This is a genomic window from Clostridioides sp. LIBA-6622 (assembly GCF_056716095.1).
On sequence record NZ_CP196998.1, the window covers coordinates 1,366,414 to 1,391,141 of the forward strand.

Annotated in this window: 19 protein-coding genes; 14 read left to right on the forward strand and 5 right to left on the reverse strand. The window is 27.4% G+C overall.

Translation table 11 applies throughout. The features are described 5' to 3' along the window. Nucleotides 1–95 precede the first annotated feature (95 nt). From rny to ACTG47_RS06605, 5 genes are all read left to right on the forward strand, one after another. Complete coding sequence (gene rny, locus ACTG47_RS06585) at nt 96–1,637, forward strand: ribonuclease Y (RefSeq protein WP_169465753.1); 1,542 nt, start codon at nt 96–98, stop codon at nt 1,635–1,637. A gap of 325 nt (nt 1,638–1,962) precedes the next feature. Further along, nucleotides 1,963–3,786: a sensor histidine kinase gene (locus tag ACTG47_RS06590; protein WP_479926545.1), complete on the forward strand. Its 1,824-nt coding sequence runs from the start codon at nt 1,963–1,965 to the stop codon at nt 3,784–3,786. Beyond that, entirely contained in the window at nt 3,764–4,579 is an 816-nt protein-coding gene (locus tag ACTG47_RS06595; RefSeq protein ID WP_479926546.1) for a LytR/AlgR family response regulator transcription factor, read from the forward strand. Before ACTG47_RS06590 ends, ACTG47_RS06595 begins: the two co-directional genes overlap by 23 nt. Before the next feature lie 313 nt (nt 4,580–4,892). Further along, entirely contained in the window at nt 4,893–7,232 is a 2,340-nt protein-coding gene (locus ACTG47_RS06600) for a sensor domain-containing diguanylate cyclase (RefSeq protein ID WP_479926547.1), read from the forward strand. 371 nt (nt 7,233–7,603) lie between these two features. Next, entirely contained in the window at nt 7,604–9,385 is a 1,782-nt protein-coding gene (locus ACTG47_RS06605; RefSeq protein ID WP_479926548.1) for a UvrD-helicase domain-containing protein, read from the forward strand. A gap of 83 nt (nt 9,386–9,468) precedes the next feature. Here the strand turns inward: ACTG47_RS06605 and lepB are convergent, their stop codons facing one another. Continuing rightward, the gene (lepB, locus tag ACTG47_RS06610) at nt 9,469–9,999 is read right to left on the reverse strand and encodes a signal peptidase I (protein ID WP_169465588.1); all 531 of its coding nucleotides are present in this window, start codon (nt 9,997–9,999) and stop codon (nt 9,469–9,471) included. Nucleotides 10,000–10,038: 39 nt separating this feature from the next. Further along, a complete protein-coding gene (locus ACTG47_RS06615) occupies nt 10,039–10,863 on the reverse strand; it encodes an undecaprenyl-diphosphate phosphatase (RefSeq protein ID WP_479926549.1) in 825 nt (274 codons plus the stop codon). Nucleotides 10,864–11,108: 245 nt separating this feature from the next. On the opposite strand from ACTG47_RS06615, the gene ACTG47_RS06620 reads away from it, so the two are divergent. The 3 genes from ACTG47_RS06620 (at nt 11,109) to ACTG47_RS06630 (ending at nt 14,370) form a co-directional block, all read left to right on the forward strand. Beyond that, nucleotides 11,109–12,017: a tyrosine-type recombinase/integrase gene (locus ACTG47_RS06620; RefSeq protein WP_479927070.1), complete on the forward strand. Its 909-nt coding sequence runs from the start codon at nt 11,109–11,111 to the stop codon at nt 12,015–12,017. A 143-nt stretch (nt 12,018–12,160) separates the two neighbouring features. Continuing rightward, the gene (gene purB, locus ACTG47_RS06625; RefSeq protein ID WP_479926550.1) at nt 12,161–13,606 is read left to right on the forward strand and encodes an adenylosuccinate lyase; all 1,446 of its coding nucleotides are present in this window, start codon (nt 12,161–12,163) and stop codon (nt 13,604–13,606) included. 311 nt (nt 13,607–13,917) lie between these two features. Continuing rightward, nucleotides 13,918–14,370, forward strand: coding sequence for a MarR family transcriptional regulator (locus ACTG47_RS06630; protein WP_169465582.1), 453 nt, complete (start codon nt 13,918–13,920; stop codon nt 14,368–14,370). 83 nt (nt 14,371–14,453) lie between these two features. On the opposite strand, the gene ACTG47_RS06635 is transcribed toward ACTG47_RS06630, so the two are convergent. After that, entirely contained in the window at nt 14,454–15,650 is a 1,197-nt protein-coding gene (locus tag ACTG47_RS06635; RefSeq protein WP_054269822.1) for a pyridoxal phosphate-dependent aminotransferase, read from the reverse strand. A gap of 385 nt (nt 15,651–16,035) precedes the next feature. On the opposite strand from ACTG47_RS06635, the gene galT reads away from it, so the two are divergent. Both galT and ACTG47_RS06645 read left to right on the forward strand, forming a co-directional pair. Continuing rightward, a complete protein-coding gene (gene galT, locus ACTG47_RS06640) occupies nt 16,036–16,986 on the forward strand; it encodes a galactose-1-phosphate uridylyltransferase (RefSeq protein WP_169465581.1) in 951 nt (316 codons plus the stop codon). Between the two features lie 123 nt (nt 16,987–17,109). Continuing rightward, nucleotides 17,110–17,862, forward strand: coding sequence for an exodeoxyribonuclease III (locus ACTG47_RS06645; protein WP_479926551.1), 753 nt, complete (start codon nt 17,110–17,112; stop codon nt 17,860–17,862). A gap of 90 nt (nt 17,863–17,952) precedes the next feature. On the opposite strand, the gene ACTG47_RS06650 is transcribed toward ACTG47_RS06645, so the two are convergent. Beyond that, nucleotides 17,953–18,729 (reverse strand): 3'-5' exonuclease, encoded by a 777-nt coding sequence (locus ACTG47_RS06650; RefSeq protein WP_479926552.1) that lies wholly within the window; start codon nt 18,727–18,729, stop codon nt 17,953–17,955. A gap of 313 nt (nt 18,730–19,042) precedes the next feature. Between ACTG47_RS06650 and ACTG47_RS06655 the strand changes: the two genes are divergently transcribed. After that, nucleotides 19,043–20,941 carry a type I glutamate--ammonia ligase gene (locus tag ACTG47_RS06655; RefSeq protein ID WP_479926553.1) on the forward strand — a complete coding sequence of 633 codons (1,899 nt, stop codon included), beginning with the start codon at nt 19,043–19,045 and terminating at the stop codon, nt 20,939–20,941. A 132-nt stretch (nt 20,942–21,073) separates the two neighbouring features. Here ACTG47_RS06655 and ACTG47_RS06660 read toward each other — a convergent pair whose 3' ends face one another. Then, complete coding sequence (locus ACTG47_RS06660; RefSeq protein ID WP_479926554.1) at nt 21,074–22,204, reverse strand: MGDG synthase family glycosyltransferase; 1,131 nt, start codon at nt 22,202–22,204, stop codon at nt 21,074–21,076. Nucleotides 22,205–22,393: 189 nt separating this feature from the next. Here ACTG47_RS06660 and ACTG47_RS06665 point away from each other — a divergent pair, with 189 nt between their 5' ends. Genes ACTG47_RS06665 through ACTG47_RS06675 form a run of 3 tightly spaced genes read left to right on the forward strand, consistent with a single transcriptional unit; the run spans nt 22,394 to nt 24,714 of the window. Continuing rightward, complete coding sequence (locus ACTG47_RS06665) at nt 22,394–22,726, forward strand: PadR family transcriptional regulator (RefSeq protein ID WP_009889116.1); 333 nt, start codon at nt 22,394–22,396, stop codon at nt 22,724–22,726. Continuing rightward, nucleotides 22,713–23,633 (forward strand): DUF1700 domain-containing protein, encoded by a 921-nt coding sequence (locus tag ACTG47_RS06670; protein WP_479926555.1) that lies wholly within the window; start codon nt 22,713–22,715, stop codon nt 23,631–23,633. Before ACTG47_RS06665 ends, ACTG47_RS06670 begins: the two co-directional genes overlap by 14 nt. Next, a complete protein-coding gene (locus ACTG47_RS06675; protein WP_479926556.1) occupies nt 23,626–24,714 on the forward strand; it encodes a DUF4097 family beta strand repeat-containing protein in 1,089 nt (362 codons plus the stop codon). The genes ACTG47_RS06670 and ACTG47_RS06675 overlap by 8 nt, the downstream gene beginning before the upstream one ends. Nucleotides 24,715–24,728: the final 14 nt, after the last annotated feature.

A 24,728-nucleotide genomic window follows, 5' to 3' on the forward strand; every position in this document is an offset into this window, starting at 1 on the left:
AAATTAAGTGAGGATAAAATATCTAAATTTAATTTTAATTATTAGGAATATTTTTTAATCATAGTGATGACATTTTGGGATTATTAACGAAGGAGGTGGATGTCATAGACAGTGTAGTAATTATTGTAATAGGTGCAGCTGTTGGTATTATAGCTGGATATTTTGTTAGAAAAAATATATCTGAAGCAAAACTTGGACAAGCTGAAAACTTGGCTAAAGAAATAATAGATAAAGCACACCATGACTCAGAAACAGTACAAAAAGAAAAATTATTAGAAGCTAAAGAAGAGATCCATAAGTGGAGAACAGAAGCTGAAAGAGAAAACAGAGAAAGAAGAACAGAAGTACAAAAGTATGAAAAAAGAGTAGTACAGAAAGAAGAAGTCTTAGATAGAAAATTACAAAATTTAGAATCTAAAGAAGTGAACCTAAGTGAAAAGTTAAAGGTAGTTGAAAAGAAAGAAGAAGAAGTTGAAGTAATCAAATCTCAGCAATTGGAAAAATTAGAAAATATATCAGGAATTACTTCTGATAAGGCTAAAGAAATAATTTTAACAAATGCAGAGAGAGATGTAAGACGTGAAATGTCTATAATGATAAAAGAGATAGAAAGTCAAGCTAAAGAAGAAGCTGATAAGAAATCAAGAGAAATTATAGGATATGCAATTCAAAAATGTGCAGCAGATCACGTAGCAGAAACTACTGTAACAGTAGTAAACTTACCTAATGATGAAATGAAAGGTAGAATAATCGGTAGAGAAGGTAGAAATATAAGGACTTTAGAAACCTTAACAGGTATAGACCTTATAATAGATGACACTCCAGAAGCTGTAATTTTATCAGGATTTGATCCAATAAGAAGAGAAATTGCAAGAATTGCTCTAGAAAAACTAATAGCAGATGGAAGAATACATCCAGCTAGAATTGAAGAAATGGTAGAAAAAGCAAGAAAAGAAGTTGACAATATTATAAAAGAATATGGTGAACAAGCTGCATTTGAAACTAGTGTACATGGAATTCATCCAGAACTAATAAGATTATTAGGTAGACTTAACTATAGAACTAGTTATGGACAAAATGTTCTTAAACACTCTATAGAAGTTGCTCATATAGCTGGGATAATGGCTGCTGAAATAGGAGCAGATATTAGATTAGCAAAAAGAGCTGGTTTATTACACGATATAGGTAAGGCTGTAGACCATGAAATGGAAGGTACACATGTTGAAATAGGTATGGATTTACTTAGACGCTATAAGGAATCTAAAGAAGTTATACATGCAATGAGTACTCATCATGGAGATTACGAACCTCAAACTGTAGAAGCTGTATTAGTTACGGCAGCAGATGCAATATCAGCTGCTAGACCTGGTGCTAGAAGAGAAACTTTAGAAGCTTATATCAAGAGACTTGAAAAGCTAGAAGAAATAGCTAATTCATATGAAGGTGTAGAAAAATCATTTGCTATACAAGCTGGTAGAGAAATCAGAATAATGGTAAAACCAGAAGCTATAAATGATGAAGAGATACACTTATTAGCTAGAGATATGACTAAGAAAATAGAGGATGAACTTGAGTATCCTGGACAAATAAAAGTAAGTATAATAAGAGAAACAAGAGCTATAGAGTATGCAAAATAAAAGAAATAATATCTAAATAATAATAAAAAATATTTTTAGAAATTTAGATTTGCCACAAGATATAATAATATATCTTGTGGCTTTTTAATTTTAAAAATATTATTTACCAGTATATGGAATTAATGTAATGGATAAATATATTAATTATAAAGCATTGATAAAATAAATATCTATATATGTATTGTTTATATAATTATTTAAATTTGTTTGATATAATAAAATGATAAAATAATATATTATGATTAAATAAATGTTTTTAAAATATATAATTTTCTTATATATTTTAGTCTATAAGAAAATTATATATTTTATGGAGGGAACTATTGTGGAAAAGAAAACATCTAGGTGGAATGCATTTTATTTACCAATAATATTAACTTTATCAGTAATGTTGCTACTTATTTGTGCTTCAAAAGCGGATAATCACCCAAATTTTAAAAATAATCTTACTCCTGTTTCGTTTATTGGAGAATATCAAGAACCTAAGTCTGGAAAATTTGAACCTTTTATTGATGTTGATTCACTTGAGAATATAAGAAAAGAGTCTATTTATTTAAGAGGTCATTTTAATAGAGATATTCCAATGGGACAAACTCTTTTACTACATATAAGTCATTTGAAGGCGAATATTCGTATATCTAATAAGGAAGTGTTTTCTACTAGTAATATAAATGCAAGCAATACACTTACTAAGTCCACAGGTCATATGTGGACAGGATTTAAATCAAATGGCATAACAACTAACGACTTAGTAGAAATAACCATACAACGAGTGTATTCTAGTGGTAGAGCATTACAATTAGTATGTTTTTTTGATGAAATGCAGATTGGTTCCAAAGGAGATTTAATTGTTAGTGTGCTTCATGAAAATAAGATTGGTCTTATGTTTACCATGATAACAATATCTTTTGGACTACTTGGTTTAATTGCAAGTATTATTTTGTTTTGTTTAAAAAGTGAGTTAACACGTCAGATTTTTTTATTGTCATGGTTTGCTATAGCTGGAGGAATTTGGTGTCTAGCAGACTTTAATGTACTTACTTTTATCATTCAATCTCCAACATTAGTTGGCATTTTAGAGTTGCTGACACAATTTTTTCTTCCTATTTTTTGTACACTCTATCTAGCTACTTACTTAACTGGATGGAGGTTGAAAACTATAAATATAGGTGTATATGGGATGATGACTAGTATATTACTTTGTATTGTTTTTCAACTACTACGAATACATGATTTACATGAATTCCTTATAGTGCAAAATATTCTTTGTATTTTAATTGTACTACTTGGTATGGGATGTCTAGTTGCAGAAATTATATTATATAGAGGTATTGATGCTAAAATAGCACTGTTTACATACTTACCAGTAGTAATTGGTGGTATTATGGAAATAGCAAATTATTATACTGTATATATTCAAGAGTTACCCTTTTTTTGTGTAGGTTTTCTAACTACTATTGTATTTCAAATCGGACATATTATGCTATCCATAAAAAGAAAAGAGAAACTTCAAAATAAATTAGAGAATGAATTGATGGAAAACCGAATTTCTATAATGCTTAGCCAAATACAACCCCATTTTTTGTATAATGCACTTAATACTATTCAATATTTATGTAAACATGATTCTAATATGGCATATAAAGCAGTAGAAAAATTTTCTTCTTATCTTCGTGGAAATATGGATTCTCTTACACAAAAAAAATTAATTTCTTTTGATAAAGAATTATCTCATTTAGAAAATTATCTATGTATAGAATTATTGCGTTTTGGAGAGCGTGTAAAAGTTAAGTATGAACTCCTGAATACAGATTTTTATATTCCTGTTCTTACCATACAACCAATTGTTGAAAATGCAATACGGCATGGAATTACAAAAAAGAAAGAAGGAGGCACAATCATAATATCAACTTCAAAAGATAAAGAAAATGTTTATATTGTCATAAAAGATGATGGTGTAGGATTTAAAGTACTTGAAAAAATAAATGATGGAAAAAATCATGTTGGTATTAAAAATGTAAAAAGGCGATTAAAAACACAGTGTAATGGAAGTTTAGCTATAGAAAGTTGCATGGGAAAAGGAACAATAGTAACAATAGTCATCCCTATTGGAAAGGAGTCAAATTATGAATATAATTGTTGTAGATGATGAGCCAATTGCTCTTAAAAATATGAATGAGAAATTAGCATATATTTCTGAGATTGAAGAAATTACTCTTTTTGATGAACCTCAGTCTGCATTAGATTATTTAAAAGGACATAATGTAGATATTGCATTTCTTGACATTGAGATGTATGATATGAACGGATTAGAGTTTGCACTCTTAGCAAAAGATATTTTACCTAATATAAATATCATTTTTGTAACTGGTTACTCAGAGTATGCAGTAGATGCCTTTTCAATGCATGTTAGTGGCTATCTTCTCAAGCCTGTAACAGTAGAAAGAATAAAGAAAGAAATCGAAAATTTACGTTCACCTATTATTTTGAAACCAAAAAATAGTGTCTTTATTCATACATTTGGTAATTTTGAGGTATTTGTAGATAAAAAACCATTAATCTTTACTAGAGCAAAATCAAAAGAATTACTTGCTTATTTAGTTGATAGAAAAGGAACAAGTGTAACTATCGCTGAAATAGCAGCAATACTTTGGGAAGATAAGGAATATACTCGTTCTTTACAAAATCAGACACAAACAGTAATATCTAATATGATGAAAACCATGAAAGATGCAAATATTGAACATATAATAATAAAAAAATGGAATAGTATTGCAGTAGATATTACAAAATTTGATTGTGATTATTATAATATGCTTACATGGGATATGATGGCAGTAAATACATATTCTGGAGAATATATGACAAATTATAGTTGGGCAGAATTGACTACAGGAATGTTATATCAAAAAACGTTTAATCAATGTTATTGTGAAAGATAAATAATATATTTGAAAAAAATATAAATTTTTTTAGACTTTTAATTTTGATGATGTGCTTTAGATGTGCTTTATCCATTATATTAATATATATTAATAATAAAACTCATATAATTCGTTTATATTAGTAGAATGATTTGAGTATTTTAACAAATAATTTTATATGATATATTTGTATATTTCTGTTGTTTTATAAAAAGTAATATATTAATATAAAAAATTTAAAGTTTTAAAGAGTTTACTATTTGAAATAATTATATTTAAAGAAGGTGAAAATACAATGAAGCCAAAGTGAGGGTTAAAGAGGGGACAGATTATGAAAAAAAATACACTTTTACATACAAATGTTATTGTTTGTATTATTATTACTCTTGGTTTTGTAGCTACTTCTGTAATTGGATATCAATCTAATACTAATATTTTTAAAAATGATATTGAGCATGTATCTACATTAGCGGCTGAAGGTATTTATTATCAGATAGATAAAATCCTTTCAGAGCCTATAAATGTGTCTCTTACCATGGCAAATGATAGTTTATTAAAAAATTTTTTAGATGGAGAGAAAGAGCATATAAATGATGAAGAGTTTATTTATAAATTACAAGATTACTTGAATGCATATAGGAATAAATACTCATATGATTCTGTTTTTCTAGTATCAAGTAAAACGAATAATTATTATCATTTTAATGGTCTTGATAGAAATCTTAGTGCTAATAATTCAGAGAATCAATGGTATTATAATTTCTTAAAGAATAATGATGAATATTCACTAAATGTTGATAATGATGAGGCAAGCAATAATAGTATTACAGTATTTGTAAACTGTAAGATAAAAGATAATGATGGTTCAACTATGGGAATTATAGGTGTTGGACTAAAGGTTAATTCACTACAAAAATTGCTTGAAGAATACGATGATAAATTTGATGTTACAGCACGTTTAATTGATGATAAAGGATTTGTACAATTATCATCAGATAAAACTGGTTATGAGCACATAAATTTCTTTGAAAATTCTAGTAGTGATTTATCTGATTCAAAAGAGTTAATATTAAACAGTAAAAAAGAACAAAAGAGTTTTTGGCATTCATCTGAAAAATCAAAAAGTTATGTTGTATATCAATATATACCTAGTTTAAAATGGCATCTTGTTTTAGAAAATGATTTGACTATAATGAGTAGGCAACTTCAAACACAATTTCTAAAGGGAATTGCTGTTATAATTTTAATTATAATATTTGTACTTTTTACAATTACACGTGTACTTAAGAAGTATAAAAGCCAAATAATGAAGCTTAGTGTTTCTCAGAAATTAGAATATCAGAAGCTATTGAGTCAATCCACTGAAGAACTTTATGAAAATATTTTCGAAATTGATGTCACTAATAATAGAGCTGGCTGTGAATATTCAAATAGATATTTTCATGATTTTGGGTTAGGTCTTAATACACCATATGATGAAGCACTACATACAATTGCTAAAGAACAAATAAAAGAAGAGTATGCACAGGGGTATTTAGATACATTCTTACCAGAAAATGTTCTTAAGTGTTATAATAGTGGAATTAATAATATTAGCTACGATTTTTTGATTAAGACATATGATGAAAGTTATCATTGGATTAGAATTAATGCTAGAATTTTCTTTTGGACATCAGATGAATCCGTTCGTATGATATCTTATCGTAAAAATATAGATGAAGAGAAAAATAGAGAATTGTTACTCCTTGAACGTTCACAACGTGATTCTCTTACTGGTCTTTATAATAAGGGTGTAACAGAAGAATTTATTAGTTTATTTTTAGAAAATAAGAATAATCAAGATTCTGAACATGTCTTTCTAATATTTGATATTGATGATTTTAAAAATGTAAATGATAAATATGGTCATGCATTTGGAGATTTTATTATAAGTGAGTTTGGATTGGAGTTGAAATCCCAATTTCGTGAGGATGATATTGTAGGGCGTATTGGTGGAGATGAGTTTGTAGTATTGATAAAAAACTTTAGTACCAATAACTATATACTTGTGGATAAATTGGAGCGTTTTTGTTCTAAAATTAATCAAAAAAGATTTGCTGGACACATGGAGTTTTCTATTACATGTAGTATTGGTGTAGCAATGTATCCTGAGCATGGGTATGTATATTCTGAGTTATATGAAAAAGCAGACCAAGCACTTTATTATGCAAAAAGCCATGGAAAAAATTCTTATCATGTATTTTCGGATGACTCTATTGATAGTATGTCATTTCACATAGACCCTAGAGATATAAAGGTATTATTAGAAATGGCTACTGATGGTGTTGTCAAATTTGCTTGCATGGAAAATTTGAAATTACTTTATTTTAATCAAAAGATGCTTGAATTTACTGGATATTCTGCACAAGTTGTTTCGTCTGAAGACTTTGATGTTCTTTCACCAGTATTACAAGATGATTTGCAAATAATAACTGATACATTGAAAGAAGCAATTTCTAAAAGAGAAACTTTTGAAGTAGTTTTCCGTTTTCGCCATACAGATGGTCATGTTTTCCCTGTAAGAATGCAAGGAAAGTTTGTAAATGAGTTATATCAAAATCGTTATCCTGTTTTTTATGCAATTTACACAGACATATCAAGTCTGAGTCTTATAGCAGAAAACAAAAACTAAATAGTATGGTAGAATAAAGAATTTAATATAATAGTAGCTATATGCAAAGATTATAAATAAAACCTGCTAAGAAAAGACATAATTTTTTAGCAGGTTTTTAACTTTTTAATACTAAATTTTTGTGTCTTAGATGACAAAATTTACCGTTTCAAACATTTTACTTATCTTTTTGAAGATTAATTATGAAATTTATTATTTACATAAAACATTTTATAAGAATAAATATCTATATTTATTGCAAAGTTTCTTTAAAAGTTTTGTATTTATTTGTATTTATTTTGAATTTATTTACTAAATTTGCCTATAAAAAGTATATATAAAAATATAGTTCAAAATGGTATAATTAAGTATAACAGAAGGAGGTAATGTAAGTGAGCCAATACATAAATATAAACTCTCAGTTAGACGCCCTAAAATTGAAGGAATTCGAGAAATTGTTTTACGAAGATATCAATGAGGACGTTAAAGTAGTGCCAAAAGTTACTCCTTTTAAAGGAATAAATACTGATTTGTTGTATGTTAAAGATGGAAAAATTTTATTTATAAAATTTATGGATACAACAGAAGATATATTTTTTATTTTGGAAGAAGAGTTACTTGAAGTTATGAATGAGGAATATGAGCTTTTGAAACTAAAAATGGGACAAAAGAATAGAAATATAAGCTATAATTACGTTTACATTATGCCATATGTTGAAGTAGAAGAAGCATATGAGTTTGGAGAATTTGTTAATAATAATATAATAGATAAGAATAAGCTTCAAGATATAATGAATAAAAGTTCACTAGACGAATATCTTAGTGAAAAAAATGATGAAATAAATTTAAATTTATTTTTATTAGATGTATGTTCAGAATACTATATAATAAATGATAAACTTCATCTAAATGAAAAATTTAAAAAGATTTCTTTTTATAATGATGACTATAAGTATACAGCAACTATGATGGAAGAAATTCAAATTAAAGATGCTATTTCTATTAAATATGGAAATACACTTATTGAAGGTGGTTCTGGTATAGGAAAGACATCAATTATGCTTTCAAGAGCTATAAAACTAGCAAAAGTATATCCACATCATAAATTAATCATATTTACACATACAAAGCAATTATGCAATGAGCTTCGAGAGAGGATAGAGCTATTGTATAAAGATAATAATAATTTAGAAGTCCATACATTTAGTTCTTTTATATTTAAACTCGCTAAAAAATACAACTTAATTGTAGACTATAATATGTTAAAAAATGATTATGAAAAAACTTTTAATAATCTAGTAAAACAAGCACAGAACATTATAAAAAATAAAAATATGTTCAAAGCTATTTTTATTGATGAAGCAGAAAGCTTTTTAGATTATGAGATAGAGTTTATAAGAGAGTTTTTATATAAAACAAAATTTATATTTAATGTGTGTTCTTGTAATTCTTTGAATATCTCTAATAGATTGAATATATTTAAAACATTATATAATAATATAGAGTTTGATGATAAAATTATTTTAAGCAAAAACTATAGACAAGCAAAAGAGATTGTAGATTTTTCAAATAAATTTTCAAATAATTCTAACTCATATATTAACGAATTAAGACCAAATACAAAGTTTAATACTTTTTTTAATACTGAAGCACTTAGAAGTGGTAACAAGTCTGTTGATATAATAAAGGTAAGTGACCTTGATGACCAAATAAGTTCTGTAATATGGGAAATTGAGTACCTAATAAGTAAAAAGGGTCTTGATTATTCTGAAGTTGCTATTGTATATCCTTACAATAAGAAAAAATTAAAAAGTGGAAAGACTATTTATTTCCAATACATGCTAAAAAAAGCATTAGAAGAAGCAAAAATTCCTTATATATGTGCGGAAGACAATCTAACAAATATAAGTAAGAAGGTAGGAACTACAATTGCAAATATATATTCTATAAAAAATTTAGAATACAAAGCAGTGATAATATGTGAGTTAGAAATGTTATATAATCAAACTATAAATGATACAGAGCAAGATTACCAAGTAAATGACTTTATAGGAGATTTAAATAAGGTTTATTTAGCTATGAGTAGAGCAACTGATTATTTAAGTATAGTAACGACTTTTAATGAAGATGCAAGCGATATAATAAGAATTATCACAGAATCAAAAGAGAGTTAGTAAAAAAATATGTTTTTATATAAGTAAATTAAAAGAGACTGAGATGTGTAAAATAAATTTTACCAATTCAGTCTCTTATTTTTCTAATCTACTTTTCCAATATTATCAAGAGGTAATAGTCTTACCATGACCTTACCAAGGATTTCATCCTCATCAACCATACCTACATCAGGAAATCTACTATCATTACTATTTTCTCTATTATCTCCCATTGCAAATAGTTTACCTTTTGGAACAACTGTATTTATATCTCCAGAAGTATAATTATTGTGAATATATGGTTCACTTAATAACTTTCCATTTACATATACTTTGGAATTTGATATTTTTATACTGTCACCTTCAGTAGCTATAACTCTTTTTATTAAGTCTTTTTTCTTTCCTGTATCACCATCAACTAAATTGGTTTTAAAAACAACAATATCGCCTTTCTCAGGTTTACCAACCTTGTATGATATTCTATTTAAAATTAGATAGTCTTTATCGTCTAAAGTAGGATACATTGATTCTCCACTTACAATAGAAGGTCTTATAAATTGTAGGATTACAAATGCAAGTACAATAGCCATAGCTATTGACTTAGCCCAATCAAATATTTCTTTTTTAACACTCATAATTTTTCTCCTTATCATTTGTTATTAAATTAGAATACATTAGAATAGAAAGAAATAAGCAAGAACAATTATACCCAAGACTATTCTGTAATAACCAAAGACTTTGAAGTCATGTTTTTTGATATAGTCCATAAAGAATTTAATAACTACAATTGAAACAATAAATGCTACTATAGAACCAACACCTAAAATAAGCCATTCAAATCCACTAAATCCAAATCCAGCTTTTAGAAGCTTTAAAGCACTAGCTCCAAGCATTGTAGGGATAGCTAAGAAGAATGAAAATTCTGCAGCTACATATCTAGAAGCACCAAGTAATACTGCACCTATTATAGTTGAACCAGATCTAGATGTCCCTGGTATAAGAGCTAAACATTGAAACAATCCTATACAAAGAGCTAATTTATATGTAACTTGAGAAAAATCCTTATACTTGGGTTTTTTATTTCTCTTTTCAAGTCCTATCATTATTATACCATATACAATAAGAGCAATAGCAACTACTGTTGAATTGAAGAATAATCTATCTATATCATCTTCAAAAAGTATTCCAATAACTCCAGATGGTATAACTGCAATTATAACCTTAAGCCATAAGCGAACTATTTCTTTTTTCTGTTTAATATTCTTTGAGCTATCAAAAGGGTTTAGCTTTTTAAAAAATATAACAAGTACTGCCAATATTGAACCAAATTGAATCACAACCAAAAATGTACTTATAAATGTATTTGAAAAATTCAATTTTATAAACTCATCAACTAATATCATATGTCCTGTACTACTTACTGGTAGCCATTCTGTGATTCCTTGAACTATTCCTAAAATGACTGCCTTAAAAACTTCAAGTAAACTAAATGTTTCCAAACCAAAATACCTCCAATACAAATTTATAGTAGCATATATTAATAAAAAAATGCCACCTTTTACTAACTTATAATACCATAGTACTGTGTAGTGCACAATGAAAGATTGATATTTTCATAAAACCTTCATAATTTAACAAAGTAAAGTTAAAGCTCATCTATTGAATAAGGGGTATATTTGAAGGGGAAATATATGGTATAGTAAAAGTATAACTATTTTATTTTATGAGAAAGAAAGGAGTTATTATGTATAGTACAAAAATACTAGATGATTATGAGTACGAAACCTTTAATATTTTTTCTACAAAATTAAACCCAAATACAAAACACGATTATTTATCAAAGGTTATACTGTTTAAAGAGTTCTTAAAAGGGAAAGAATTGATTTATGCGACAAAAGAAGATTGTAAAAATTTTGTAGACTATATACAGACCAAATATGCAAAATCAACTTGTGAAAAGATATATAGTTATTTACATAGTTTTTATAACTTCTTAAAGAAAGAAGGATACATAGATATAAATCCATTTAGGTATGTAGAGAAACCAACAGTAACAAGAATAAAAACAAAAGATGATGTCCTGAGTATACAAGAAATAAATAAGCTTATAGGTATTTTACCAAAATTAAATATAAGAGATAGAGTAATAATAGTCTGTCTAGTTACTACTGGGTGTTTATTAAATGAATTGGTTAGCTTGAAGTGGAAAGACCTTATGGTAGATGAAAACGATAACTCGTACGTGAGACTGGGAAAAGGAAGAAAAGAGAGAGTAGTTAAGTTACATCCATACTTCTTTAAACTTTTAGAAGATTATAGGAATTATTCTGGGCTTCCTGAGGTAATAATACCTAATGATGACTTTATTTTTACTACTCAAAAAAGTAATTCTATAACAGATAGAAATGTCAGACTTATAGTCAAAAAAGCGTTAGATTTAGCAGGACTTTCTCAATATTCAGCAAGAGACTTTAGACATTCATTTGCAGCAATAAGTTTGAGACTTGGAGCAGATGAAAGTGATGTAAAAAATCAACTTGGTTGGAGTGACAAATACTATGCAATTAGATATAAATATGTATTAAATTTTGTCGATAGCGAAATAGTGGATTATCTTATTGAAAAAGATAATTTGGACATAAATAAAAAATAGTAATAAATAAAAAATACTATATATAAATATGAACAAAAAATAAAAAAGTCTTGTTATAGTTCGTAAAATTATATATAATTATTTATGTACTAATTTGTACACAATAATCACATGACAAAAGATTTAAGGAAGGTGCTAATATAATGATAGATAATAAATATACTACGTACTCAAATCCACTTACAGATAGATACTGTAGCAAAGATATGAGCTATATATTTTCTCCACAATTTAAATTTTCTACATGGAGAAGACTATGGGTTGCTCTTGCAGAAGGTGAACATGAGTTAGGCATAAATATAACTGAAGAACAATTAGATGAGTTAAGAGCTAATATAGATAATATAAATTTTGATGAAGCTAGAAAAATAGAAAAAGAAGTAAGACATGATGTGATGTCTCATGTAAAAGCCTATGGTTTACAATGTGAAAAAGCCAAAGGAATAATACATTTAGGAGCAACATCTGCATATGTTGGAGACAATACTGATGTTATACAAATGAATGAAGCTTTAAAACTTCTAAGAGTAAAACTTGTAAACTTAATAAATAATTTAAAAGAATTTGCACTTAAGTATAAGGATATGCCAGCTCTTGGGTTTACACACTTTCAAGCAGCACAACTTACAACAGTAGGTAAAAGAGCTTGTTTATGGGCTCAAGACCTAATACTTGATTTGGAAGATTTAAACTATAGAATAGATAATATGAAATTAAGAGGCGTTAAAGGAACTACTGGTACTCAAGCAAGTTTTTTAAGCTTATTTGAAGGAGACCATGAAAAAGTAAAAGAATTAGATAAGAAAATCTGTAAAAAGATGGGATATAATTCTTCTTATGCAGTAAGTGGACAAACATATACTAGAAAATTAGATTATCAAGTGATAAGTATACTATCAGGAATAGCTCAAAGTATGCATAAAATGACTAATGATATAAGACTTTTACAAAGCTTAAAAGAATTAGAAGAGCCATTTGAAAAGAATCAAATAGGTTCATCAGCAATGGCTTATAAGAGAAACCCAATGAGAAGTGAGAGAATAGCATCTTTATCTAAGTATATAATCTCTGAGTCTTTAAGCCCTGCAATGGTACAAGCTACTCAATGGCTAGAGAGAACATTAGATGATTCAGCTAATAAGAGATTGGCTATACCTCAAGCTTTTATGGCAGCAGATGCAATCCTTGAAATAGGTATAAATGTAACTGATGGTTTAGTAGTATATGAGAACATGATAAGTAAACATGTAAATGAGGAACTTCCTTTTATGGCTACTGAAACAATACTTATGGAAGCTGTAAAAAGAGGTGGAGATAGACAGGAATTACATGAGATAATAAGAGAATATTCTATGAAAGCTGCATATAGAGTTAAACATGAAGGTAAGGATAATAATCTAATTGAGCTTATAATGAATGATGATTCATTTAAAATGAGTAAAGAAGAAATATTATCTATAATGGATCCAAAAAACTTTATAGGTAGAGCGCCAGAACAAGTTGTAGAGTTCGCAAATGAAGTTGTAGAACCAGCTATAAAAGATTATAAAGAAGACTTAGGAAAAGTAGATGTGGATTTAAGAGTATAGAAGTATACAGATAAAATATAATCAAAAATGGCTATCTTATTTATAAATAAGATAGCCATTTTAATGGGCTAGCGTCTGCTCTTCATCGCTATGAAGAGTTCTTCCTTATTTACTATACCATGAATTCAAAAAAATAGCTATATAAATAGTGTTTAATAAGAATAATATAAATAAAATTAAATAAAATGATAAGATTACTAATTAAATTTAAACATTCAGTAAAAACTATTGTACTTGCAATATTTTTAATGTAAACTGAAATAAAGTTATTTAGATAATTTAATAAATTTTAAAACAACCGAGGTGATTGTATGAACTATGTAGTAAAAGATACCATAAGTTTTCTAGTAAAAACATTTCCTAAGATTTATTCTAGCCTATACTTAGAAGACCTAAAAAAATTTGCACCAGACTATAATGTAAATAAAACACAATTAAGAGCATTAGTATTTATAAAAAATTATGGAGTAATAAGTATGACTGATTTATGCTCTAAGTTAAATATAGAAAAAGGCAGTTTAACTAGTATGGTTGATGATTTAACTGACAAGAAATATGTAACAAGAGAAAGAGATTTAGTTGATAGAAGAAAATATCTAATTGACATTACTGAAGAAGGGGGTAAGATAGCTTCTGACTTTATGGATAAGTTAAGTGATGGTCTAGGAGAAAAGCTTTCTAAATTGACTGAAGAAGATAGAAGAAAGTATTTAGAGGCAATAAATACTCTTCAATATATATTAAATAAAGAAGAATTTAAATAGAAAAAATATCCCCTATTCAAATAATATCTGAAAAGGGGATATTTTTATATCATTAAATTTATATAAATTAATATTTCAAGAATTTATTTGTGTAAAGCTACATATTGCTCTAAACCTTCTTTTAATAATGTAGCAGCTCTATGAAGGTCAGTTTCATTTAGGATGTAAGCTAATCTTATTTCGTCACGTCCTAAACCTGGAGTAGCATAGAATCCTTCAGCAGGGCAAACCATAACTGTTTCATTGTTTTTGTTGAATTCTTTTAACATCCATATTGTGAAATCTTCTGCATTTTCAACTGGTAATTTAGCAACTATATAGAAAGCACCAGTTGGTTTTTTACATATAACGCCATCAACTTTCATTAATTCATTGTATAATACATCTCTTCTTTTTTTGTATTCTTCATTAACTTCTTTGAAATAAGAAACTGGAGTTTTGTATAATTCAACAGCTCCTATTTGCTCTAATGTAGGAACACAAAGTCTTCCTTGACATAATTTAAGTATTTGAGCAATAAGACCTTTATTTTTACAAGCGATAGAACCAATTCTAGCACCACAAGCGCTGTATCTTTTAGAAACACTGTCTATTATTATAACTCTATCTTGTACACCTTCTAAGTTACCACAGCTTGTGTACTCAAGTCCATCATAAACAAATTCTCTATAAACTTCATCTGCTATTATCCATAAATCTTTTTCTTTAGCTATTTCAGCTAGGATATTAAGTTCTTCTTTTGTATAGATTGCGCCAGTTGGATTTCCTGGATTAGAAAGAATTATAGCTTTAGTTTTATCATCTACCTTAGACATTATTTCTTCTTTAGATGGAAGGTGGAAACCGTTTTCTGCTTTTGTTGTAACAGCATTAACTTCTACGTTTACACATTGACCAAATCCATTGTAGTTAGTATAGAATGGTTCTGGAACTAATAGATTATCCCCTGGGTCACAAACTGCCATCATAGTGAAAAGTAAAGCTTCACTACCACCATTAGTTACTAGTAATTCATCTTTTTCAAAATGCATATCATAAGTTTTATAATAATTTTGAAGTGCTTCTAATAATTCTGGAATACCTTCTGATGTAGCATATTCTAAGACTTCACTATCAAAGTTTTTAACAGCATCAAAAAACCCTTTAGGAGTTTTTATATCCGGTTGTCCTATGTTTAAGTGATATACTTTGATTCCTCTATCTTTTGCTGCTTGTGCAAATGGAACAAGTTTTCTGATTGGAGAGGCCTGCATTGCACTAACTCTGTTTGAATAATTCATTTTAATACCCCCTATTTAATTTGAATACGTATATTGTATTATGTAAATTGTATGTTTGAATACAAGACATCTTTACAAGATAATAATAACATACTTATAGGTAAAAATCATCAAAAAAAATTAATATAGCTCTAAAATAAACTTTTAACAAATTACAGTGAAATACCTATGTCCATGCCAATAAATTATATATTAGTAAATTGATTTATTGTAAGATAATGTTTTAATATATTGGCAGTAATATTTTTGTTATAATCTTTTAGCTATAGATAAAAATATATAGTGATAAATATGCAAATTTATAAAAAATATTATAAATTTATTTAACAGATACGATAAATATCATATAATTATATTAAAGGCTATTAACTAAGAGGTGTTAATTATGAAAGAATTAAGAATAGATCCAATTACTAATGATGTTGTTATATTTGCTACTGATAGATTAAAAAGACCTTTGGATACAGCAGATATACCAAATGAAAAAGAAGATAGTAAGGAATATGAAGAAGGATGCCCATTTTGTAAGGGAAATGAGGCTTGTGCAACTGATACACTATTTGAAATAAAGGGTGAAGAAGGATGGCTTGTGAAGTCTATTTATAATAAATTTCCTATAATTGATGATATGGCAAGAGATGTATATGGTATTCATGAAGTAATGATAGAGAGTGATAAACATAATAGTAATTTTTATAACATGAGTCAAAAAGAATTTGAAGATGTTTTTTTTATGTATAGAGATAGATTTAGAGAAATGTCGAAAAATGACAAAGTAGAGTACGTCAGTATATTTAAAAATTTCTTAAGAAAAGCTGGGGCGTCTTTAATGCATCCACATGCTCAGATATTATCTATGTCTTTTATTCCTCCTGAAATTACCAATGAATTACTAGTTTCAAAAGAGTATTATGACAGTAATAATAGCTCTTTGTATGATGATTTAATAGAAAATGAAATAAATTTAAATACAAGAGTTGTTTATAATGGAGATGCCTTCATAGCGCTTATTCCATATGCAACTAAATATAGTGGAGAAGTAAGAATAATATTTAAAGATAAAATAAAATTTGATGAGTTGAGTGATAATAATGTAAAAGAACTTTCTATGATATTTGAGAAGTTATTTAAGAATCTGTATAATATCAACGGATATATGCCATTTAACTTGTGTATTCACACTCATCCAACAAATATTGAAACAAAATCATATTTTAATGTTCATATGCATATAATCCCAAGAAAATATAATTTTGGAGGATTTGAGCTTGGAACAAATATGTATGTTTCTTCAATAATCCCTGAAGAGTTAACAAAAAAATTAAAAATTGATTAAAGTATATATTTTTAAGGTATTAAGTAAATATTAAATTTTAGATAAAATTATAATGACGTGTTGTTAAAATAAAAACAAATGAAAAATCAAAAGAAATTTACTGTTTAGATGAGGAGTATTAATATGAAATTTATATCGTGGAATGTCAATGGAATAAGAGCTTGTGTTGGGAAAGGATTTTTAGACTTTTTCAAAGAAGTTGATGCAGATATATTTTGCTTACAAGAAACTAAATTACAAGAGGGACAAATAGAGTTAGATTTGCCAGGATATTTTCAATACTGGAATTATGCTGAGAGAAAAGGTTATTCAGGTACTGCTATATTTACAAAAAAAGAGCCTTTAAAAGTAATGTATGGAATAAATATAGAAGAACATGATAAGGAAGGTAGAGTTATAACTCTAGAATTTGAAGATTTTTATTTTATTACTGTGTATACACCAAATTCTCAATCTGAGTTGAAAAGATTAGAATATAGAACTAGATGGGAAGATGATTTTATAGACTATTTAGTTAAATTAAATAATCAGAAACCTGTAATTGTATGTGGGGATATGAATGTTGCTCATACAGAGATGGATTTAAAAAATCCTAAAAATAATATGAAAAATGCAGGTTTTACTAAAGAAGAAAGAGAAAAATTCTCTAAACTATTAGATAGTGGATTTATAGATACATATAGATACTTTAATCCTGATAAAGAAGGTGTCTATAGTTGGTGGTCATATAGATTTAATGCAAGAAAAAATAATGCAGGATGGAGAATAGATTATTTTTGTGCATCTAAGAAATTAGAAGATAGATTGCTAGGTGTAAATATTCACACTGAAGTATTGGGCTCAGACCATTGTCCAGTTGAATTAGAGATGAAATAAAGATTAGTCAGGATAAAAATTGGGCTGTAGATATACATTTAAAGATGAATATGTTTTAATCTACATGCCTATTTTTAACCTAAGTAAACCTTATTTGTTTTTTCTTTGAATAGCGTTTTCTAATGCAAATTGATTTGTTTTTCCCATGTTATAAGCTAAGTTAATAATTTTTTTCTCGTCTTTACTCAATTCGCGATTTAAAATCTTCTTAAATTCATCAAATAACTTATCGTAATCAACTTTCTTTTTATTAGAATATTTTATAGTTTTAGGTCTAATGCTTGTATACACATATATGTCTGGCACTATACTTGGATTGTATATATTAATAAAGACCTTAGCAGTATAATATGCATCATTTAAAGCATTGTGATAAGACATTTTTTCATCGAGTTGCAATAAGGAAATAGCATTTTGTAATCCGATACTTTTTCCTGCTGGATTATTGAAATATTTAGATGCATGTTGTTGAATATTAATATAAGACTTAGGTAAGGTATTTGATGCTAGCTTATGGTAATTAATGTTCCTGTACAATTCCTTTAAATCTCCAGCTCCCCACACACATAATATAGGGTCTTGTGATGATATAAATTCTATGAAATTGTTGTAAACTTCAGGAAAAGTAGGGGAACTGTTAAAATCAGAATTTTTAATATTGGTCATACGACTAATAAAAGGGTGTATATCTCTATATATTGTAGGTTTCACATAGCTATTAAATGTATCTATTATATTGAATTTAGAATCCAACTTAATTGCTCCTATTTGTATGATTTCAAAAGGACATTTTTCATTGGATATAGTTTTGTTAAGCTTTTTATCAAATCCTTGATTAAATTCCAAATCGAAAATTATGTATTCCATAAAGTTTATCTCCTAAATTTTTTTATTATTGCTCCTTATAGATTATATTATAAGTTAAATTAAATTTTTAAACAAAAATACTTTTATTTTAGTATACCCTATATTTATAAAAATGTTAAACTATTGTATGTAGAATATTTTTTCCAATAAAAAATATTGCGAACTTTTTGTACTTGATATATAATAATATAAATAAAAACACGAATAAAATACGAATATTTTGCAAGAAAAATTCATAAATGTAAGCAAAAATGAATTTTATCTTGTATTTAACAAAATAAAATTTACATAAAAATTATGGGAGAGTGAAAAAATGGATAGTCTATTATATGTAATAGAGAAAGATAAACATACTAATGAAGAAATAAGAGAAATCCTAAAAAACAATAAAAATATAAGATTTGTTTCCTTAATGGGTGTTGACTTAGGAGGAAATGCAACAGATGAAAAGATTCCTGTAGAAATATTTTTAGAAGATATAGATAAATTTTTAGAATCAGCTATACAGACTGATGGTTCGAGTGTTGAACTTTATAATATAGCAACATTAAATAATGCAAAAGTTGATTTAATGCCAGATAAAAGTTGTCATTGGTATGTAGATTACAATATGGAATATATAGACGAAGAAGTAGGTTTACCTGTTGGGACATTAAAGATACCTGCATTTTTAATACATGATAACAAAAAAGTATGCTCAAGAGGAGTACTTCAAAAAGCAGACAAGTATTTTAAAAAATCTATGTTTGAGATATTCAAAGAATACCCACATGTGATAAATAACATAGGAATAGATTCAATAGATGATATAGAAGAAATAATGTTGACAGCAGCTACAGAACTTGAGTTTTGGGTTAATACTCCTGATGATAAAGCTGACCTAGAGAAATTATATGTATCACAAAGCTTAAAAGAGCAATATTGGAAAAGGACTCATGGTATTATAAGAACTTGTTTAGAGCAAAGCTTGATAATACTTCAAAAACTAGGTGTAAGCCCAGAAATGGCTCATAAAGAAGTTGGAGGGATACAAAGTTCTATTAGTATAGATGGAAGAACAAACCATGCTATGGAGCAACTAGAGGTTTCTTGGAAGTTTTCTACACCATTACAAGCAGCAGATAATGAATTATTGGTAAGAGATGTTATAGAAGATGTATTCACATCACATGGGCTAGAAGTTACATTTAAAGCAAAGCCAATTCATGGAGTTGCAGGAAGTGGTGGGCATACACATGTAGGAGTAAGTGCAAGACTAAAAGATGGAAGTATCAAAAACCTATTTGCTCCAAAGGATTTAAAAGAAGATTATCTAAGTGAATTAGGATATGGTGCTCTTATGGGACTTCTTTACAATTATGAAGTATTAAACCCAATTGTAACAGCTTCTAATGATGGATTTAATAGATTAGTTCCTGGATTTGAGGCACCTGTATGTATAGTTACATCTTTAGGGCATAGCTATGAAATTCCATCAAGAAATAGATCAGTACTTGTTGGATTAATAAGAGATATGAAAAATCCAAAGACTGTAAGGTTTGAATTAAGATCACCAAGTCCTTTATCTAACACATACTTAGTAATAGCAGGATGTTATCAGACAATGTTAGATGGTATAAAAGCAGCAGCTAAGAGTGGTCTTAGCACAAAAGAACTAGAAAAAGAATTGTCTAAAAGTGTAGGTGAAGAAGGCTTCTATTTAGAAAAAGATAGAGCGTATAGAGACGAAAATGATGTATTTGAACATTATAGCTTAGAGGAAAGAAATGCAAGATTTGGAATTCCACCAGCTACAGTTTATGAAAATATGAAAAACTTAGAAATATATGCTTCTAAATTGAAATCTTTAAAGCAAGGTGATGTATTTACTGATAGTATAATAGAATCATTTAAGGTTGGAGCAATAGATAAGTGGCAAAAAAAATTAAAAACTAGAATAATAGAAGCTGGAATTCAAAAGATAAGAAGCATTGTCAAAATACACACAAAAGAAAATATGGATGCACTTGATGAAGTGGTTTGGAATTCAATATCAGATTTGAAGTTCAACATTATGAAGGACACTTTAACTAGAGAATCTCTATTTACTAGAGTAAGAGAAGCTGTAGAAAATAAAGATTATCAGACTGCTTCAGATTTACAAATAGAATTAAAAAGAAGTATGGAAGAAATACAACAACTATATATGCAATACAAGAAAAATATATACTAAGATAGATTAGTAATTGAATTTTAATATTATAAAGGCAATCAAGTATGATTAGGTTATTTTGAGTAAAATCTCAAATGTGAAAGCATACTTGATTGCCTTTGGTTTTATTATTTTAAGTTTTGTAATAACATACTAATTGTAATGAGTATCTATTAATTCTGAGATATAATCAGCAATTTCATCTGGATGAATGACTGTTTTAAACTCTTCTAAATTTTTCTTCATAAAGTTTATTATAGCATCAAATTCATTTGATACTAATTTATAAAATATATTCTTAAGGTCTAAGTCATCACTATAAATCATCCCAAGTCCTTTGTCTATTATAAACTTAGCGTTTTCAATTTCTTGTCCAACCTTTGGCATTTTTACAAGTACTGGAGTTTGTGACTGGATAGCTTCAAATATAGTTGCTCCTCCAGGTTTAGTTAACATTAGGTCACATTCTCTTATTAGATTATACATATCATTTACAAATCCAAGTACTTTTATATTTTTTAAAGGTTTCTTATAAGTTAATGTGTCATATAATTTTTTGTTTTTACCTGTAACTATTGTAATTTCTATAGAATCAATATGCTCTTCGATAAATTCATCTATCCAATGCATAAAATCCTCATCTATATCGAACAAACCTCGTCCTCCACCAAGAAGTAGTAATCTATACTTATCATGACAGAGTTCTTTACTTTCAATTTGGAATCTCTTATCTACAGGGACACCAGTAACCTTTATTGAGTCTGGATTTATTCCTTTTTGAAAAAATCTATTTTTTATTTCAGGAGATGGAACAAAATATAAATCTGTATGTTCAAAAACCCATTCCATACTATCTACAACATCTGTTATAACCGTAAGAGTTGGTATATTTATATCAGGATTTTTTATCTTAAAATTATTTACACAAGCAGCAGCCAGTGGAAATGTAGAGATAATTAAATCTGGATTTATATCAGAAATATACTCAGAAAGTTTAGGTGTATATAATTTATGAGAGAAATCATGTCTTGAATCAAACGATTTTTTAAAATAATAATAGTAATTATATAATCCTGGAGTATATTTTGTATTGTTCTCATAAAGTTTTACCATAGGCTTATTCATCATAGGGATACTTGCATTTATAAAATTTTGTACAACAACATTGTAGTTACTATATTTTTCAATAATACATTCTTTGACTGCTTTTGCAGCACTTATATGGCCAGCACCAAATTGAGCAGTTAAGATTAATATTGTTTTATCTTCTTTTGTTTTAGCCAATTTATCACCACTTTCATAAAATATATCTGATTAGAGTATTATACATTTATAGAAGCATTTAATCAACAATAATATTTAAAAATAACTATTGTGTAAAACATAGTACTGTGTTATTATGAAAATATAAGAAGTTTTAACATAGTACCTTGTAAAACACAATACTGTGTATTTAAAGAAAGGATGGAGTATATGAACACACAATTTAGAAAGGGTGTTTTAGAAATTTGTGTACTGGCACTAATATCTAAAAAAGATATGTATGGATATGAAATAGTACATAATATCTCTAAAGTAATAGATGTAAATGAAGGAACAATATATCCTATTCTAAGAAGACTTACAAAAGATTTGTATTTCGAAACATATATACTAGAATCTAATGAGGGTCCTGCTAGAAAATACTATAGAATAACTTCACTAGGAAAAGAGAATCTATCCAATCTAATGGAAGAGTGGAGAGAATTTGTAAAGGCTGTTGAGATTTTAATAAGTGAAGATGAGGGAGGTAATGAACTTGAATAAAACTGAGTTTCTTGAAATTTTAAAGGATTATCTAAAAAAAGATTTTTCTGAGAGCGAAGTTAATGATATATTGAGAGATTATGAAGAGTATTTTGTAGATGGTCTTATAGAGGGAAAGAGTGATATGGAGATAATAGCATCACTTGGTTCACCAAAATCTATAGCAAGAGAACTTATCTTACAGACTAAAGAAAAAGATACTGAAGAAGAAAAAATAATAAATACAGATGTTTTAAACGATAAATTTAGCAAACTTAAATCAGATATGAAAAAGGGTTATTCTATATTAAAAGATGAAGCTAAAGAAAAGTACAATAAATCAAAGGAAAATATAAATGATAAGCTTACACCAAGCATAGAAGAAGGTGTTGGAGGTTTATCTAGACAAGTTATAAAGGTATTATTAGTAATGCTATCTTTATTCTTGATTATTCCAGCATTTGCATTTGTATGTGCTATTATATCTGTTGCTATTGGATTAATATGTACATTGATTGCTTTTGTTATATCAATCCCATTTGTGATTAAGTTTATAACAATGGTTCCAGATGTTACGATGTTTTGTATATTTGCTACTATAGCATTTGTAGGACTTGAAATACTTGCATGGCAAATTTTACTGTTTGTTATAAGATTAGGTAAGCAATTGTTAGGTAGTTATATAAATTGGATAAAGAGAAAAAATATTTATATAAATGCAAATGAAAAGATGGAAAAAAGAAATAAAGATATTTTAAGAGATGAAGACTTAAATAAAGACATTAATGAAGATTTATATAGTAAAGGGTATTATGATATAAAAGATGAAAGTATTAAAAAAGATGATGATGATAGTATAAACTTTGAGGCGATGTATAAGGACTTTGAAGATTTAGACGATAAGAAAGGAGAAGATAAACATGAATAAGAAACTTACCATATTTGCTGCAGTATTATTGGTAATAGGCATAATTGGAACAACATGGTCAGGAATTTTAGTTATGCCAAGCTTAATAAACTTTGGGTTAGAAAAGGAAGCTGAATTTAAAAAAGAAAATAAACTTTATCAAGAAAAAGTAAATATTGACAAGTTAGATGTATCTGTTGATAATATAAATGTTACGATAAAGAAACATGCAAGTGAAGACGTGCGTGTGACAACAAAAGGAAGTAATGAGCTTTACAAGTATAATGTTACATTAAAAGATAAAACTTTAGTGGTAAAAGGTGAGAGAAAATATGATAATCAGATTAAAAGGATTAAAAATTTCGACCAATTACTAAATAAATCTATAGATAGTATGTTTTCACATGATTATAGGGAACTTGTAATATATGTACCAAATAATGTAGATGTAAATGTATCAAGTGTAAGCTCATATTTATTGGTATATGATAATGTAGCTTCAAGTAATATAACATATAAGACTTCTTATGGAAGCTTTGGAAGAGTTATAACAGAAAATAATGTAAATAAACTGGAAACTTTGAATTTAATATCTAATAGTAATATTGACCTATCAACGAAGTCAATTTTAGGTGTTAAAAATGTAAATATAGAATCAGAATCATTAGATATATCTTCAGACTATGAAGATGTATTTATCAACAATGTAGAAGATTATATACCTGAAAATGTAAATGTAAATGAAAAAATAAGTAGAAATTCACATTATGATAATGAATTTAATTTATATTCTAACTTGCCAATTGCTAAGCATTTAAATATAGAAGTTCCAAATTCTAAGGTAAGTCTTAATTTACCAATAGATAAGTATAAATTTAATTGTGATATAAAGTCAAAAGAAGAAATTGAAGAATACAATAATGATGGAGAGTATAGTAGTGATGAAGAATACAATAATGATTCATCTGATTATGAACATAATGAAGGACATAGTAACAAGTATAAAAACATTAGAGAAATAAAAGGGCTTTTGAATAAAAATATGTCGAATTTAGAACAAGAATATACTATAAAAATAAATTCAAATCGATTAGAACTGTAAATAATTTACTACAA

What these genes read in the sequence shown, in the direction of transcription:
- ACTG47_RS06595 (WP_479926546.1), top strand. Translation starts at nt 3,764, where the DNA reads ATGAATATAATTGTTGTAGATGATGAGCCAATTGCTCTTAAAAATATG.
- ACTG47_RS06600 (WP_479926547.1), top strand. Translation starts at nt 4,893, where the DNA reads ATGAAAAAAAATACACTTTTACATACAAATGTTATTGTTTGTATTATT.
- lepB (WP_169465588.1), bottom strand. Translation starts at nt 9,999, where the DNA reads ATGAGTGTTAAAAAAGAAATATTTGATTGGGCTAAGTCAATAGCTATG.
- ACTG47_RS06620 (WP_479927070.1), top strand. Translation starts at nt 11,109, where the DNA reads ATGTATAGTACAAAAATACTAGATGATTATGAGTACGAAACCTTTAAT.
- purB (WP_479926550.1), top strand. Translation starts at nt 12,161, where the DNA reads ATGATAGATAATAAATATACTACGTACTCAAATCCACTTACAGATAGA.
- ACTG47_RS06630 (WP_169465582.1), top strand. Translation starts at nt 13,918, where the DNA reads ATGAACTATGTAGTAAAAGATACCATAAGTTTTCTAGTAAAAACATTT.
- ACTG47_RS06635 (WP_054269822.1), bottom strand. Translation starts at nt 15,650, where the DNA reads ATGAATTATTCAAACAGAGTTAGTGCAATGCAGGCCTCTCCAATCAGA.
- galT (WP_169465581.1), top strand. Translation starts at nt 16,036, where the DNA reads ATGAAAGAATTAAGAATAGATCCAATTACTAATGATGTTGTTATATTT.
- ACTG47_RS06645 (WP_479926551.1), top strand. Translation starts at nt 17,110, where the DNA reads ATGAAATTTATATCGTGGAATGTCAATGGAATAAGAGCTTGTGTTGGG.
- ACTG47_RS06650 (WP_479926552.1), bottom strand. Translation starts at nt 18,729, where the DNA reads ATGGAATACATAATTTTCGATTTGGAATTTAATCAAGGATTTGATAAA.
- ACTG47_RS06655 (WP_479926553.1), top strand. Translation starts at nt 19,043, where the DNA reads ATGGATAGTCTATTATATGTAATAGAGAAAGATAAACATACTAATGAA.
- ACTG47_RS06665 (WP_009889116.1), top strand. Translation starts at nt 22,394, where the DNA reads ATGAACACACAATTTAGAAAGGGTGTTTTAGAAATTTGTGTACTGGCA.
- ACTG47_RS06670 (WP_479926555.1), top strand. Translation starts at nt 22,713, where the DNA reads ATGAACTTGAATAAAACTGAGTTTCTTGAAATTTTAAAGGATTATCTA.
- ACTG47_RS06675 (WP_479926556.1), top strand. Translation starts at nt 23,626, where the DNA reads ATGAATAAGAAACTTACCATATTTGCTGCAGTATTATTGGTAATAGGC.